We start from the raw sequence: 15792 nt of genomic DNA on the forward strand, positions 1-15792 counted from the left end.
GTTGGCTTGCGCTACGTCTTGACGCCCTATGCGTCCGGCTTTGACCCTCCCCCCCCCCCCCCCCCCCCCCCCCCCCCCCCCCCCCCCCCCCCCCCCCCCCCCCTCGGCCGTTCGGGCCCGGTCAGCCCGGTCCGCTCGGTCCGCCCGGTCAACGACGTGTCGCGACCCGGTCCGTCCGGAGAGCGACGTGTCGTGGTCCGGTCCGTCCGGAGAGCGACGTGTCGTGGTCCGGTCCGACCCTCAGCGACGCGTCGCCGGGATGCGCGGCGCACCGGTGCCGCCCGCCGCTTCGGCGCGCAGGCCCGCGTACCAGCGCGCGCAGGTCTCGTAGGAGGGCAGCAGGCCCGCCCGTTCCGCCTCGGCGAGCGTGGGGGCGGCGGCGTCCTTCTCGGAGAGCACGGGGGTGAGGCCGGCCGGCCAGTCGATCGCGAGGTCCGGGTCGAGGGGGTGGACGCCGTGCTCGTGGGCGGGGGCGTAGCCGCGCGAGCAGAGATAGACGACGGTCGCGTCGTCGGTGAGGGCCATGAAGGCGTGGCCGAGCCCCTCGGCGACGTGCACCGCCCGGTGGTGGCGGTCGTCCAGCCGTACCGCCTCCCAGGCCCGGTAGGTGGGCGAGCCGGTCCGGAGGTCGACGATCACGTCCAGCACGGCGCCGCGCACGCACGTCACGTACTTGGCCTGGCCCGGCGGCACGTCGGCGAAGTGCACGCCCCGCAGGGTGCCCCGCGCGGAGACCGAGCAGTTCGCCTGGGCGAGCCCGAAGCCGTAACCCGCCGCCTCGTGCAGTTCCGGCGCCCTGTACCACTCGTGGAAACTGCCCCGGTTGTCCTGGAAGACCCTCGGCTCCATCACCCAGGCGCCTTCGATACCCGTTTCTCGCACGCGTCACCCACCGTCCTCTCGTGTCGGCAGGCTCAACCACGACGGGCGCCCGGCGTCACCGGAACCGCGTCCGACCGGGTGACCGTCAGCTCGTGAGCGCGGCGACGGCCGACCTGGCCAGGTCGTCGAGGTAGCCGTCCGGCAGCGGTGTGCGGACCACGACCAGGCGCCAGTAGAGCGGCCCGATGATCAGATCCAGCGCGCGGTCGGGGTCGGCGCCCTCCGGCAGCTCGCCGCGCGCGACCGCGTCCCGGACGACGAGCGCGGCCACACCCTGCTGGCCGTCCAGCAGGGCCGCCTTGATGGCGTCGGCGATCTCGGGATGGCGTGCGGCCTCGACCAGGAGGTCCGGGATGACCTGGGAGGCGACCGGGTGGCGCAGCGCGTGCGCGCCGACCTCCAGCAGGGCGCGGACGTCCCCGTACAGCGAGCCGGTCGCGGGGGCGGGCAGGCCCTGGGCGGCGAAGGCGGTCAGCAGGTCGAGGACGAGCGACAGCTTGGACTTCCAGCGCCGGTAGACGGCGGTCTTGCCGACGCCCGCCCGCCGGGCGATGCCCTCGATGGACATGCGCGCGAAGCCCACCGCCGCCAGTTCCTCGAAGACGGCGGCGCGGATGGCTTCGGTGACGTCCTCCCGGAGTACGGCGGCTCCGGCGGGCGGCCGGCGGGACGGCGGTGTGCTCATGCCCGGATCATAGCGCCAGCCCTACGAGACGACGGGACGGTTGCGTTCCGACGTACACCCGCCCTACTCTCCCCGTAGCGACGAAACGGGTCCGTTCCGTCGTAGCCATGTCCCATGCGGAGGGAGACCGTGTTGTGAGTACGGCTGTGAGTACACGGACGGTCGCGCCCCCACCGGCGGAGGACCAGGAGGACCTCCGCGCGCTCGCCCTCCGGCACGGGCTGTCCGTCAGCGGGGCCCGGCCCCCGCTGCCCGAGTACGTCCGGCAGTTGTGGTCACGGCGGCACTTCATCACCGCCTTCGCGACGGCCCGCCTCACCGCCCAGTACAGCCAGGCCCGGCTGGGCCAGGTGTGGCAGGTGATGACGCCCCTGCTCAACGCGGCGGTCTACTACTTCATCTTCGGCGTGCTGATGAACACCCGGGCCGGCGTCCCGGACTTCGTCCCGTTCCTGGTCACGGGCGTGTTCATCTGGACCTTCACCTCCAGTTCGATCATGGCGGGCACACGGGCGATCAGCGGCAACACCGGCCTCGTACGGGCCCTGCACTTCCCCCGCGCCAGCCTTCCCGTCTCACTGGCGCTGCAACAGCTCCAGCAGCTCGCCTTCTCGCTCTGCGCGCTCGTGCTCATCCTGTTCTGCTTCGGCGTCACGCCCGGCTGGTCCTGGCTGCTGGCCGTCCCCGCCCTGTTCCTGCAGTCGCTGTTCAACACCGGCGTGTCGCTGGTCATGGCGCGACTCGCCGCCCGTACGCCCGATGTCGCCCAGCTGATGCCGTTCCTGCTGCGCACCTGGATGTACGCGTCCGGCGTGATGTGGAGCGTCGAGCACGTCCTCGCCGACAACCACCTGCCGCACGCCGTGCTGCTCGCCCTGGAGTGCAACCCGGCCGCCGTCTACATCGACCTGGTGCGCTTCGCGCTCATCGACAGCTTCACCTCCGCCCAGCTGCCGCCGCACGTGTGGGCCGTGGCGACCGGCTGGGCACTGCTCGCCGCCGTGGGCGGGTTCATCTGGTTCTGGAAGGCAGAGGAGACGTACGGCCGTGGCTGACACATCCACCGGACAGCGGATTCCGACCGTCGTCGCCGACGGCGTGCACATCACGTACACCGTCCAGGGCGCCGGCAGGGCGGGCAGGGGCAGCGCGACCGCCGCACTCGGCCGGCTCCTGTCCCGTGCGCGCACGGCGCCCGGCACCCGGACGGTCCACGCCGTCAAGGGCGTGAGCTTCGCCGCGTACAAGGGCGAGGCGATCGGACTGATCGGCTCCAACGGCTCGGGCAAGTCCACCCTGCTGAAGGCGGTCGCCGGCCTGCTGCCGACCAGCGAGGGACGGATCTACACGCACGGCCAGCCGTCCCTCCTGGGAGTGAACGCCGCCCTGATGGGTGATCTGACCGGCGAGCGCAACGTCATCCTCGGCGGCCTCGCGATGGGCATGTCCCGCGAGCAGATCCAGGAGCGGTACGAGGACATCGTCGAGTTCTCGGGGATCAACGAGAAGGGCGACTTCATCTCGCTGCCGATGCGTACGTACTCCTCCGGCATGGGCGCCCGGCTGCGGTTCTCCATCGCCGCCGCCAAGTCCCACGACGTGCTGCTGATCGACGAGGCGCTGGCCACCGGCGACGCGAAGTTCCAGCGCCGCAGCCAGGAGCGCATCGGCGAGCTGCGCAAGCAGGCCGGGACGGTCTTCCTGGTGAGCCACAGCAACTCGGCCATCCGGCAGACCTGCGACCGGGCGCTCTGGCTGGAGGCCGGACGGCTGCTGATGGACGGCCCGGCGGGGGAGGTTGTTGATGCGTATGAGGCACACACCAGGAAGAAATAGGTCATAGCGGGCTAAAGTGCGCCCGATGACCATCTCCAGGATCAGCGCACGCCGCACGCCCATCTTCACGGACCGGTCCGCCGCTCTGCCGCTGGCCGCCGTGTGGGCCTTCACGCGCGCCGGGATGCTCCTGCTCCTGTTGCAGGACAGCCTCGGCATCGGCGGGATCGGCCGCGAGGTCTACCTGCTGTACCGGCACTGGTACCAGCAGCTCTCGCAGGGCACGTTCCCGCCCGACGACGTCACCTGGCAGTACCCGCCCGGCGCCGGGCTGGTCTTCCTCGCCCCGGGCCATGTGCCGGAGCTGACGTACTACCAGGCGTTCGTCGCCCTGACACTGCTCGTCGACGCCGTCGTCACCTTCGCGCTCGCGCGCGCGGGAACCAGCGGGGCCTGGCTGTGGGTGGGCGGCCTGCCGCTGCTCCTGCACCTGCCCCTGGCGCGGTACGACGTCCAGGTCACCGCCCTCGCGGTGCTCGCCCTCCTGGCACTGCGGGGCGGGCACGCCCGGCTGGGCGGCACACTGGCCGGGCTCGGCGCCATGGTCAAGGTGTGGCCCCTGCTCACCCTGATCGGCACGCCCCGCGGCCATCTCACACGCCGGGCCTGGACCGCGGCTCTGGTGGCGGCAGGCGTGCTGTTCACCGTCCTCGCGCTCGGGTTCACCCACACGCTGGACTTCGCGCGCCAGCAGGGCAGCCGGGGCGTGCAGATCGAGTCCGTCGGCGGCACCGCCCTGTCGCTGGCGAAGCTGGCCGGGTGGTGGTCGGGCGGGGTCCGCTACCGGTACGGCGCCTTCGAGCTGTCCGGGCCGTACGCCTCCAGCGTGGCCCACTTCGCCCTGGTGCTCACCGCGCTCGCCTTCTGCTGGCTGCTGCTGTGGCGGGTGCGGTCCTGGCAGTGGAGCGCGGCGACCCCGGTGGACGCCGCGTTCACCGCGGTACTGCTGTTCACGGTGACCAGCCGGGTGATCAGCCCGCAGTACATGGTGTGGCTGCTGGGCCTGGCCGCGGTCTGCCTCACCTGCCGGGACACCAGCCAGCGGACGGTCGCCCTGCTGATGCTCCCCGCGGCGGCGCTCAGCGCGCTGGCGTACCCCGTCCTGTACGAGGACGTCATCACCGTCACGCCCCTCGGGTGCGCCGTGGTGGCGCTGCGCAACGGGCTGCTGGTGGCCGCCACGCTGCTGTCGTGCCGGCGGCTGTGGGCGGAGACGGTACCGGGACCGCCGTCGTTGAAGGGGCTGTGAACGCGGGGGCGCCCCGCCGGTGACCGGCGGGGCGCCCTCGTGCGTGAGCCGTCAGCTGTGCGTGCGCAGCAGCGTCCGCATCGTCCGCATCGCGACCGACAGGTTCGCCAGGTCGAACGCGTCCGACCCCTGGATCTCCTCCAGCGTCGTGCGCGCCCGGCCGAGGATCGCGGCGTTCCGCTGCTCCCACGCCGTGAACCGCTCCTCGGGCGTCGCGGTGCCGTTCCCGGCCGACAGCACATCGGCGGTGAGCGCGGCGTGCGCGGCGTACAGGTCCTCGCGGATGGACGCCCGGGCCATGGACTGCCAGCGGTCGGCACGCGGCAGCTCGATGATCCGGTCCATCAGCTGGGTGATGGAGAGCCGGTCGGCCAGGTCGTAGTACACCTCGGCGACCGCCATCGGGTCCTTGCCCGTCCGGTCCGCGATCGCGACGATGTCGAGCGTCGGGAAGGCGGACGAGAAGCCGGCCACCCGCAGCGCCAGCTCGTCCGGCACGCCCGCCGCGGTGAGCTCGTCCACGATCGACTGGTACCACTCCAGGTCGGCACCCCGCAGCATCTGCGGCAGCTTCGCCCACACCTGCTCCACGCGCTCGGCGAAGAACTCGACGGTCTCGGCGAGCTTGACCGGCTGCGGCCGGTTGCCCAGCAGCCACCGCGTACCGCGCTCGACCAGGCGGCGCGAGTGGAGCCGGATACGGGTCTGGACGTCCGCCGGGACCTTGTTGTCCAGCGCCTCGACGGCGTCCCACACCTCGCTCAGGCCGAAGATCGCGCGAGCGGCGGTCTGCGCCCGGACGATCTCCTCGATCGACGCGCCGGTCTCCTCGCGCAGCCGGTGCAGGAAGGTCGAGCCACCCGTGTTGACGGTGTCGTTGACCAGCACCGTCGTGATGATCTCGCGGCGCAGCGCGTGGGCGTCGATCTGCTCGGCGAACTCCTCGCGCAGCTTCGTCGGGAAGTACGCGTGCAGCAGCTCCCGCAGGTACGGGTCGTCCGGCAGGTCCGTGTGGATCAGCTCGTCCGCCACCGTGATCTTGGTGTAGGCGAGGAGGACGGCCAGCTCGGGCTGGCTGAGCCCCTTGCCCGCGTTGAGCAGCTCGCGGATCTGGCGGTCGTTGGGCAGGAACTCCAGCGCCCGGTCCAGCCGGCCCTCACGGCCCAGGCGGCGCATGAACCGCTGGTGGGCGTGGAGGAGCGACGGGGACTGCTTGACGGCGTTGGCGAGGGCCACGTTCTGCGCGTAGTTGTTGCGCAGCACCAGCGAGCCGACCTCGTCGGTCATCTCGGCGAGGATCTTGTTGCGCTGCTTGACGGTCATGTCGCCGTCCGCGACCAGACCGTTGAGCAGGATCTTGATGTTCACCTCGTGGTCGGAGGTGTCCACGCCCGCGCTGTTGTCGATGGCGTCGGTGTTGACCCTGCCGCCCTCGCCCTCGGGGCCACCCTTCCGGGCGAACTCGATCCGGCCGAGCTGGGTCAGGCCCAGATTGCCGCCCTCGCCGACGACCTTGACGCGCAGGTCCTCGCCGTTGACGCGGATGGCGTCGTTGGCCTTGTCGCCGACGTCGGCGTGCGACTCGGTGCCGGCCTTGACGTACGTACCGATGCCGCCGTTCCACAGCAGGTCCACCGGCGCCTTGAGGATCGCCTGCATCAGCTCGGCGGGGGTCAGCTTGGTGACCGCCCCCTCGATGCCGAGGGCCGCGCGCATGTGCGCGTTGACCGGGATCGACTTGGCGGTACGCGGGTGGATGCCGCCGCCCGGGGACAGCAGCTCCTTGTTGTAGTCGGCCCAGGAGCTGCGCGGCAGCTCGAACAGCCGGCGCCGCTCGGCGTAGGAGACGGCCGCGTCCGGGTTCGGGTCGATGAAGATGTGCCGGTGGTCGAAGGCCGCCACCAGCCGGATGTGCTCGCTCAGCAGCATGCCGTTGCCGAACACGTCACCCGACATGTCGCCGACGCCGACGACCGTGAAGTCCTCGGTCTGCGTGTCGTGACCGAGCTCGCGGAAGTGCCGCTTGACCGACTCCCAGGCGCCGCGGGCAGTGATGCCCATGCCCTTGTGGTCGTAACCGGCCGAACCGCCGGAGGCGAACGCGTCACCCAGCCAGAAGCCGTAGGCGACCGCGACCTCGTTGGCGATGTCGGAGAACGTCGCCGTGCCCTTGTCGGCGGCGACCACCAGGTACGTGTCGTCCTCGTCGTGCCGGACGACGTCGGCCGGCGGGACGACCTCGCCCGCGACCAGGTTGTCGGTGATGTCGAGCAGCGCCGAGATGAACGTCCGGTAGCTGGCGATGCCCTCCGCCATCCAGGCGTCGCGGTCGACGGCCGGGTCCGGGAGCTGCTTGGCGACGAACCCGCCCTTGGCGCCGACCGGCACGATGACGGTGTTCTTCACCATCTGTGCCTTGACCAGGCCGAGGATCTCGGTACGGAAGTCCTCGCGCCGGTCCGACCAGCGCAGGCCGCCTCGCGCGACCTTGCCGAAGCGCAGGTGGACGCCCTCGACACGCGGCGAGTACACCCAGATCTCGAACGCGGGGCGCGGCGCCGGCAGGTCGGGGATGGCCTGCGGGTCGAACTTCATCGACACGTAGTCGTGCGGCGTGCCGTCGTCCTTCTTCTGGAAGAAGTTGGTCCGCAGCGTCGCCTTGATGACGGTCAGGAAGGAGCGGAGGATCCGGTCCTCGTCGAGGGAGGCGACCTGGTCCAGCGCGCCGTCCAGCTCCTCCAGCAGCCCGTCGGTCAGCTCGGTGCCGGCCCGCTGCCGCTCGGGCGACATCCGCGCCTCGAACAACGACACCAGCAGGCGGGTGGTGTGGACGTTGTGGCGGAGGGTGTCCTCCATGTAGTCCTGGCTGAACGTGGATCCGGCCTGGCGCAGGTACTTGGCGTACGCCCGCAGCACCATCGCCTGCCGCCAGCCCAGCCCCGCGCTCAGCACCAGCGCGTTGAAGCCGTCGTTCTCGGCGCGGCCGGTCCAGGTCGCGGCGAACGCCTCCTGGAACCGCTCCCGGGCGTCGTCGGCCAGGTAGTCACCGCTGCCGGCGCCGTGCGGCATGCGCATACCGAAGTCGTAGATCCACGCCTGGGTGCGGTCCGCGCAGCGCAGCTCGTACGGCCGCTCGTCGACGACCTCGACGCCGAGCCGGTTGAGCACCGGCAGGACGGCGGAGAGGGAGATCTGGGCACCGGTCTTGTAGATCTTGAAGCGGCGCTCGCCGGGGCCCGCGCCGACCGGCTCGTACAGGGAGAGCGCGAAGTCCTTCTCGCCCCGGACAAGCTGCTCCAGGTGGGCCAGGTCGGACACGGCGGCGCGCGGCGTGTGGTCGGCCTTGTACCCCTCGGGGAAGGAGTTGCCGTACCGGCGCAGCAGCTCGGCGGCGCGCTCCTCGCCCATCTCGGCGTTGAGCGCCTCGGCGAAGCCGTCCTCCCAGGAGCGGGCGGCCTCGACCAGCCGGGCCTCGATGCGCTCGGTGTCGGCGTCGGTGAGCGGGGTGAGCTCGGTGCCCTGCGGGACGCGGACGACGAAGTGGAGGCGGGAGAGGATCGACTCGGTGTTCCAGGCGGTGAAGTCGACACTGGTGCCGCCGAGCTCCTCCTTCAGGATGTCGATGATCCGCAGCCGGACGGTGGTGTTGAAGCGGTCCCGCGGCAGGTAGACCAGCGCGGAGTAGTAGCGCCCGTACTCGTCCTGGCGGAGGTAGAGCCGCAGCTTGCGGCGCTCCTGGAGGTAGAGCACGCTCGTGGCGATCGACTCGAGCTGGTCGACCGGCGTCTGGAACAGCTCGTCGCGCGGGTAGGTCTCCAGGATCTGGAGCAGATCGCGGCCGTCGTGGCTGTTGGGCGAGAAGCCCGCCTTGTCGAGGACCTCGGCGACCTTGCGGCGGATCACCGGCACCCGGCGTACGGACTCGGTGTACGCGGCCGACGAGAACAGGCCGAGGAAGCGCCGCTCACCGACGACGTTGCCGTCCTTGTCGAACTTCTTCACCCCGACGTAGTCGAGGTAGGAGGGCCGGTGCACGGTGGAGCGGCTGTTGGCCTTGGTGAGGATGAGCAGCTTGTGCTCACGGGCCTTGGCGCGGGCGTCACGCGGCAGCCGGTTGAAGGAGGGCGAGACGGGGTGCGCCTCGTCGTCGCTGTGGTGCGGGTCGGAGCGGAGGATGCCGAGGCCGGTGCCGGGTACGGCGGCCAGCGCGTCGTCGCCGGTCAGCTCGTACTCGCGGTAGCCGAGGAAGGTGAAGTGGTCGTCGGCCAGCCAGCGCAGCAGCTCGCGGGCCTCCTCGACCTCCGATTCGCGCAGGTCGTCGGCGATCGGCTCGCTGGGGAGGTCCTCGGCGATGCGCAGCGCGGCGTCACGCATCTTCTCCCAGTCCTCGACCGTCTCGCGGACGTCGGACAGGACGCGCAGCAGATCGGCGGTGATCTGCTTGAGGTCGGCGCGGTCGGTCTCGCGGTCGATCTCGACGTGGATCCAGGACTCGATGAGGGCGTCGTGCGAGGCCTTCTCGCCGCCGTCGGGCAGCACCTCGATGAGCTTGCCGGTCAGGTCACGGCGGACGACGACCTGCGGGTGGATCACGACGTGGATGCCGCGGCCCTGGCGGGAGAGCTCGTTGGTCACCGAGTCGACCAGGAACGGCATGTCGTCCGTGACGACCTCGACGACCGAGTGGCTGCAGGTCCAGCCGTTCTCCTCGACGGTGGGCGTGTGCACCCGGACGTTGGCCGTGCCCTGGGGCCGGTTCTCGGCCAGCCGGTAGTGGGAAAGGGCCGCACCGAAGACATCGACCGGGTCACGGTCCGTGAGGTCCTCGGGGGCCGTGTGCAGGTAGTAACGCTGGAGGTATTCCAGAACGATGTCCTGGCCCGGACGCTCCCCGCTCTCGGCCCCAGTCTGGAGTTGCCCCCCGACCGGGCTGTTCTCAGCTACCCGGGCGGCCCGTTCGAGCAGCTCGGCCTTGGCTTCGTCCAGCTTGGTCTGCATGTCCTCTGGCTCCTGTCGCGCGCCGTTGCGTGACGTAGGTGAAAGAAGTGACACAACGCCACGACGCGGGGTATCCGGTCTGAGGCGACGTTATGCCGCGATGAGAGATGTCCGGGCCGTTATTGGCCAATTTTGGCGACCGGGCCGGATGGAATGGGTCAGCGATCGCCCGGGCACGGTGGCACTCCGGGCGCCGGCCGGGGGCTCCGCTGCCCCCATGGCGTATCGCGCTGATCACGGGTCCAGGCTATCGCTCCTGACCCCCGGCCCGTCACGAGCCGTATGTGTACAAAACCCGGCCCCGAAGTTTGACACTCTGGACAGCGACACGTGTCCTGGTGGCACACACCTCGCACCACCTCCCAGCAGAGGCAGGCAGTGATGACCGTGAAGATCCTGATCGTCACCGGCGACGCGGCGGAATCCCTGGAGGTCCTGTACCCGTACCAGCGACTGCGCGAGGAGGGGTACGAGGTCCACATCGCCGCACCGGCCCGCAAGACCCTCCGGTTCGTCGTCCACGACTTCGAGCCGGGTTTCGACACGTACACCGAGAAGCCCGGCTACACCTGGCCCGCCGACCTGGCCTTCTCGGAGGTCGAGCCCAGCCAGTACGCCGCCGTGGTGATCCCGGGCGGGCGGGCTCCCGAGTACCTCCGCAACGACCCCGAGCTCCGCAAGATCCTCAAGTCCTTCTTCGACGCCGACAAGCCGGTCGCCCAGATCTGCCACGGCCCGCTGCTGACGGCCGCGGTCGGCGCCCTGGACGGCCGCCATGTGACGGCCTACCCGGCCCTGGAGCTCGACATGCAGGCCGCCGGGGCCACCTTCCAGGACACGGACGCCGTGATCGACGGCACCCTGGTCTCCTCCCGCGCCTGGCCCGACCACCCCACCTGGATGCGGGAGTTCCTCAAGGTCCTCCGTACGAAGTCCCCCACCCCGTAACCCACGCGACCCAACAGACCCGCCCGCAGCCCGCGAACCCGCGCCGAACGCAAGGACCCGCCCCAGCCCGGCCGTCAGGCCGGGCGCACCCCCACCGGACCGCACCCGCGTGCGCACCCCGGTCACGACCGCCCCGCCGCAGGCACCGCACCACACCGACCCGCGAAAGCCCGCCCCGCAAAGTCCGACCCGCGAAAGCCCGCCCCGAAAATCCCGCCCCGCCAAAGGCACCGCCCCGCCGCCCGCCCGAGGGCTACGCCGCCAGCTCCTCCGCCACCGCGACCGCCTCCTCCAGCGTGTCCACCACCGGCACCCCCACCGCCTCAAGGCTGGCCCGGCTGTGCGAACCCCCGGTGTACAGCACCGCCCGCGCCCCCACGTGCGCCGCCGCGACGGCGTCGTCCGCCGCGTCCCCGATCACCACGATCCGCTCCGGCGGCACGCCCTCCAGCGCCACCAGGTGCCGCACCATGTGCTCCGCCTTGCCGGCCGTCGAGGTGCCCGTGCGACCGTCCACCCGGACGAACCGCTCCTCGATGCCGTGCCGCCGCACGACCGGCAGCAGGAGCTCGTGCGGGGCGAGCGAGAGCAACGACTGCGTCAGCCCGGCGGCCTGCCGCGCCGCCAGCAGCTCGGCCGCGCCGTCCGCCAGCCCGCACACCTCGGCCCGCACCCAGTAGTGGCGGTGGAACGCCTCGTCCATCACGAGCCACTCCGCCTCGGTGGGCATCCGCCCCATCAGCCGCTCGTAGAACAGCGGGACCGGTACGCAGTACAGCTCCCGGTACCGCGCCAGAGTGATCGGCTCCAGGCCTATCTCCTCGAACGCGGCGTTCGTCGCCCCGATGACCGCGTCGATGTCATCGAGCAACGTGCCGTTCCAGTCCCACACCAGGTGGGTGCTGCGCTTCCCCATGCCAAAAAGGTACCGGCAGGGTCCGACAACGAGCCCCCACCAGCGAGAAACCGTCGTTCAGCCGATCAACCCGGGGATCTCCTGCACCCCGAACCACAGCAGTTCGTGGTCCTCCGCGCCGTCCACCACGAACTGCGCGTCATCGTCCCCGTGGTCCGCCGCGCCCAGCGCCTCCGCCGCGGCGGACACGTCGCCCTCGGCGTCGTCCGCGTCCGCGTGCACCGCCGCGGCCTTGGCCAGCGGCACCGCCCGAGCGATCCGCACCTCGCCCACCGACGAGGGGTCCAGGGCTCCGTCGGGATCGGCGACCGCCGCCCCGTCGGGTACGTCGACGGCCACGACGACCCGGCGTCGCGCCGCGGACGGATCGGCGGCCAGCATCCGCAGCGACGCGGCCGCCGCCCGGCTGAGCGCGGCGTACTCCAGCTCCTCGATGTCGTCGGAGACGTACCACTCGCGCAGGCCGGGCGTCACCGCGTACGCGGTGAGCGGGCCGGGGCCCAGCTCGCCCGCCTTGTGCGCCTGTGCGAGACCGGGGAGGGTCAGGGGGACGTAGACGCGCATGGCAGGCCGCTTTCGTAGTCGGGAGACGCCCTCAGGATACGTGCGGAGTCCCCCTTCGGGGCCGGTGGTCACCGGGGCGCTCCGTCCACCCGGCACCCCGCCTCACCCGGCCCCGTCGCGCGCCCATGGTCAGGGCATCACCCGGATAGGTGATCCGCTTCCGACTTCGGCACGGGCTCCACCGACGATTGCGGCCGCCCTCCTCGCCCCCGTAGAAGATCACCAACGCAAGTTACCGCCCGGTACACACCGGGTCCTACGGAACGGGGGCGATCATCATGAGCACCACCGCAACCAGGACGACGTCCGGACCGGCCCGCCGCCGGGACCAGCGCGGCCCCGGCACGGTCCGGCCCGGCTCATCCCGCCCGGCCGCAAGCGGTCCCACGACCCGCACCACTGCGACCCGCACCACCGCGGCCCCCGCCCACCGGCCGCTCCCGCCCCACATCGTCTTCGCCGAACGGCTGCTCGCCGTCCTCAGCGGTGAGCGCCCCGTCCACTGGATGCTGGGCCAGACCGTCGGCGAGGCCTACGACCAGCTGATCAGCCTCGCGCCCACCACCCCGCTCCGCGCCCGCGGCGCCCGCCCCGTCGTCCGCCGCTGCGGCGGCTTCCCGCTGCGCCCGGGAGTGGTCGAGGCGTTCGCGAGCATCGCGGCCGGTGATCAGGTCCGGGCGATGGCGTTCCGCCTGGAGCAGGGCCCCGACCGCAAGTGGCGCTGCGCTGCCGTGGAACTCGGCGGCCGGCCCCACTAGCGCAACGGAACGGGGCCGGACACGCGACTCCTGTCACGCACCCGGCCCCGGAGACCCTTCTACGGCGAAGGGCTACTTCTTGCGGCGACGCCCGCCCTTCTGGGCCTTGCGCCGCTCGGCACGCGTCATCCCGTCCGTACCGGACGGGCCCGACCCGTCACCGTTCTCGAAGTCGCCCTCGATGACACCACCCTCGCCGTCCACGGTCGGCGCGGAGAAGTGCAGCCGGTCCGGGCGCTGCGGTGCGTCCAGGCCCTTGGCCCGGATCTCCGGGCGCCCCGCGCCCGCCTGCGCCGGTACGGCGTCCTCCTTGGCCAGGGAGGGCTTCGCGGCGACCGCGTCCTGCACGGGGACCTCCTCGACCTGCTGCTCGACCTGGACCTCCAGGTTGAACAGGTAGCCGACGGACTCCTCCTTGATGCCTTCCATCATCGCGGTGAACATGTCGAAGCCCTCGCGCTGGTACTCGACCAGCGGGTCCTTCTGCGCCATCGCGCGGAGGCCGATGCCCTCCTGGAGGTAGTCCATCTCGTAGAGGTGCTCGCGCCACTTGCGGTCCAGGACCGACAGCACCACACGCCGCTCCAGCTCACGCATGATGTCGGAGCCGAGCTGCTTCTCCCGCGCGTCGTACTGCTCGTGGATGTCCTCCTTGACGGACTCCGCGATGAACTCGGCGGTGATACCGGCCCGGTCGCCGGCCGCCTCCTCCAGCTCCTCGATGGTGACCTTGCACGGGTAGAGCTGCTTGAAGGCGCCCCACAGCCGCTCCAGGTCCCACTCCTCCGCGAAGCCCTCGACGGTCTCCGCCTCGATGTAGGCGTCGATCGTGTCGTCCATGAAGTGGCGGATCTGCTCGTGCAGGTCCTCGCCCTCCAGGACGCGGCGGCGCTCACCGTAGATGACCTCACGCTGCCGGTTGAGGACCTCGTCGTACTTCAGGACGTTCTTACGCGTCTCGAAGTTCTGCTGCTCGACCTGGGACTGCGCGGACGCGATGGCGCGCGTGACCATCTTGTTCTCGATCGGTACGTCGTCGGGCACGTTGGCCATCGACATCACGCGTTCGACCATCTGGGCCTTGAACAGCCGCATCAGGTCGTCGCCGAGCGACAGGTAGAAGCGGGACTCGCCCGGGTCGCCCTGACGGCCGGAACGACCGCGCAGCTGGTTGTCGATACGCCGCGACTCGTGCCGCTCCGTGCCCAGCACGTACAGCCCGCCGAGCGCCTTGACCTCTTCGAACTCGGCCTTCACGGCGAGCTCGGCCTTCTCCAGCGCGGCGGGCAGGGCCGCGGCCCACTCCTCCACGTGCTCGACCGGGTCCAGGCCGCGCTGGCGCAGCTCGGCCTCGGCGAGGTCGTCGGGGTTGCCGCCGAGCTTGATGTCGGTACCACGGCCGGCCATGTTGGTGGCGACGGTGACGGCGCCCTTGCGGCCGGCCTGTGCGACGATCGACGCCTCACGGTCGTGCTGCTTGGCGTTGAGCACCTCGTGCTGGATGCCGCGCTTGGAGAGCTGCTGCGACAGGTACTCGGACTTCTCGACCGACGTCGTACCGACGAGGATCGGCTGGCCCTTCTTGTGCTTCTCCTCGATGTCGTCGACGACCGCGGCGAACTTGGCGACCTCGGTGCGGTAGATCAGGTCCGACTGGTCCTTGCGGATCATCGGCCTGTTCGTCGGGATCGGGACGACGCCCAGCTTGTAGATCTGGTGGAACTCGGCGGCCTCGGTCATGGCCGTACCGGTCATGCCCGACAGCTTGTCGTAGAGGCGGAAGAAGTTCTGCAGGGTGATCGTGGCGAGCGTCTGGTTCTCGTCCTTGATGTCCACCCCTTCCTTCGCCTCGATCGCCTGGTGCATGCCCTCGTTGTAGCGGCGGCCGGCGAGGATACGGCCGGTGTGCTCGTCGACGATCATGACTTCGCCGTCGATGACGACGTAGTCCTTGTCCTTCTTGAACAGTTCCTTGGCCTTGATGGCGTTGTTCAGGTAACCGACGAGGGGCGTGTTCACCGACTCGTAGAGGTTGTCGATGCCCAGCCAGTCCTCGACCTTGGCGACACCGGCCTCGTGGATGGCGACGGTGCGCTTCTTCTCGTCGACCTCGTAGTCGCCGGTCTCCTCGATGCCCTTGAGGGGGTTGCCGGGCTCGCCCTTCTTGAGGCGGGTGACCAGCTTGGCGAAGTCGCCGTACCACTTGGTGGCCTGGTCGGCCGGGCCGGAGATGATCAGCGGCGTACGGGCCTCGTCGACCAGGATGGAGTCGACCTCGTCGACACAGGCGAAGTTGTGGCCGCGCTGGACGAGCTCGTCCTTGGACCACGCCATGTTGTCGCGCAGGTAGTCGAAGCCGAACTCATTGTTCGTGCCGTACGTGATGTCGCAGTTGTACTGCTCCCGGCGCTGCGCCGGCGACATGTTGGCGAGGATGCAGCCGACCTTCAGGCCCAGGAACTTGTGGACCCGGCCCATCATGTCGGAGTCGCGCTCCGCCAGGTAGTCGTTGACGGTGATCATGTGCACGCCCTTGCCGGACAGCGCGTTGAGGTACGCCGGCAGCGTGCCGACGAGGGTCTTGCCCTCACCGGTCTTCATCTCGGCGACGTAACCGAGGTGCAGCGCGGCGCCGCCCATCAGCTGGACGTCGTAGTGGCGCTGACCAAGCACGCGCTTGGCGGCCTCGCGGACCGTCGCGAAGGCTTCGGGCATCAGGTCGTCGAGGCTCTCACCGTCGGCGTACCGCTGCTTGTACTCCTCGGTGAGCGCCCGCAACTCGGCGTCGGAGAGGTTGACGAAGTCCTCTTCGATGGAGTTGACCTGGTCCGCGATGCGGTGCAGTTTGCGCAGGATCTTGCCTTCGCCTGCACGCATGAGCTTGTTGAAGACGGACACTGAGGTTGGTCTCCTTGCCGGTCGGGCCTGGCACTAGGTCTTGTCATGGACACTGGCA

Annotated in this window: 11 protein-coding genes; 5 read left to right on the forward strand and 6 right to left on the reverse strand. The window is 70.6% G+C overall.

The window, feature by feature from the left end:
- Positions 1-240: 240 nt before the first annotated feature.
- Together rfbC and ACZ6C1_RS35940 are read right to left on the reverse strand one after the other, a co-directional pair.
- The gene (gene rfbC / locus ACZ6C1_RS35935) at positions 241-882 is read right to left on the reverse strand and encodes a dTDP-4-dehydrorhamnose 3,5-epimerase (RefSeq protein WP_469247164.1); all 642 of its coding nucleotides are present in this window, start codon (positions 880-882) and stop codon (positions 241-243) included.
- 85 nt (positions 883-967) lie between these two features.
- Positions 968-1567, reverse strand: coding sequence for a TetR/AcrR family transcriptional regulator (locus ACZ6C1_RS35940; RefSeq protein ID WP_469247165.1), 600 nt, complete (start codon positions 1565-1567; stop codon positions 968-970).
- 134 nt (positions 1568-1701) lie between these two features.
- On the opposite strand from ACZ6C1_RS35940, the gene ACZ6C1_RS35945 reads away from it, so the two are divergent.
- Genes ACZ6C1_RS35945 through ACZ6C1_RS35955 form a run of 3 tightly spaced genes read left to right on the forward strand, consistent with a single transcriptional unit; the run spans position 1702 to position 4652 of the window.
- Positions 1702-2622 (forward strand): ABC transporter permease, encoded by a 921-nt coding sequence (locus ACZ6C1_RS35945; protein WP_469247167.1) that lies wholly within the window; start codon positions 1702-1704, stop codon positions 2620-2622.
- Positions 2615-3403 (forward strand): ABC transporter ATP-binding protein, encoded by a 789-nt coding sequence (locus ACZ6C1_RS35950; RefSeq protein ID WP_469247169.1) that lies wholly within the window; start codon positions 2615-2617, stop codon positions 3401-3403. Before ACZ6C1_RS35945 ends, ACZ6C1_RS35950 begins: the two co-directional genes overlap by 8 nt.
- A gap of 25 nt (positions 3404-3428) precedes the next feature.
- Positions 3429-4652 carry a glycosyltransferase 87 family protein gene (locus tag ACZ6C1_RS35955; protein WP_469247171.1) on the forward strand — a complete coding sequence of 408 codons (1224 nt, stop codon included), beginning with the start codon at positions 3429-3431 and terminating at the stop codon, positions 4650-4652.
- Positions 4653-4703: 51 nt separating this feature from the next.
- Here the strand turns inward: ACZ6C1_RS35955 and ACZ6C1_RS35960 are convergent, their stop codons facing one another.
- A complete protein-coding gene (locus tag ACZ6C1_RS35960) occupies positions 4704-9650 on the reverse strand; it encodes an NAD-glutamate dehydrogenase (RefSeq protein ID WP_469247173.1) in 4947 nt (1648 codons plus the stop codon).
- Positions 9651-10031: 381 nt separating this feature from the next.
- Between ACZ6C1_RS35960 and ACZ6C1_RS35965 the strand changes: the two genes are divergently transcribed.
- Entirely contained in the window at positions 10032-10598 is a 567-nt protein-coding gene (locus ACZ6C1_RS35965) for a DJ-1/PfpI family protein (protein WP_469247175.1), read from the forward strand.
- Positions 10599-10851: 253 nt separating this feature from the next.
- Here ACZ6C1_RS35965 and ACZ6C1_RS35970 read toward each other — a convergent pair whose 3' ends face one another.
- Together ACZ6C1_RS35970 and ACZ6C1_RS35975 are read right to left on the reverse strand one after the other, a co-directional pair.
- Positions 10852-11514 (reverse strand): HAD family hydrolase, encoded by a 663-nt coding sequence (locus ACZ6C1_RS35970; protein WP_469247177.1) that lies wholly within the window; start codon positions 11512-11514, stop codon positions 10852-10854.
- 57 nt (positions 11515-11571) lie between these two features.
- Positions 11572-12078, reverse strand: a complete 507-nt coding sequence (locus ACZ6C1_RS35975; RefSeq protein WP_469247179.1) for a DUF6912 family protein — start codon at positions 12076-12078, stop codon at positions 11572-11574.
- 278 nt (positions 12079-12356) lie between these two features.
- On the opposite strand from ACZ6C1_RS35975, the gene ACZ6C1_RS35980 reads away from it, so the two are divergent.
- Positions 12357-12836 carry an Rv3235 family protein gene (locus tag ACZ6C1_RS35980; RefSeq protein WP_469247181.1) on the forward strand — a complete coding sequence of 160 codons (480 nt, stop codon included), beginning with the start codon at positions 12357-12359 and terminating at the stop codon, positions 12834-12836.
- Between the two features lie 72 nt (positions 12837-12908).
- Here the strand turns inward: ACZ6C1_RS35980 and secA are convergent, their stop codons facing one another.
- Positions 12909-15734 (reverse strand): preprotein translocase subunit SecA, encoded by a 2826-nt coding sequence (secA, locus tag ACZ6C1_RS35985; protein WP_469247183.1) that lies wholly within the window; start codon positions 15732-15734, stop codon positions 12909-12911.
- Positions 15735-15792: the final 58 nt, after the last annotated feature.

It is taken from the genome of Streptomyces sp. NPDC041796 (genome assembly GCF_055590785.1).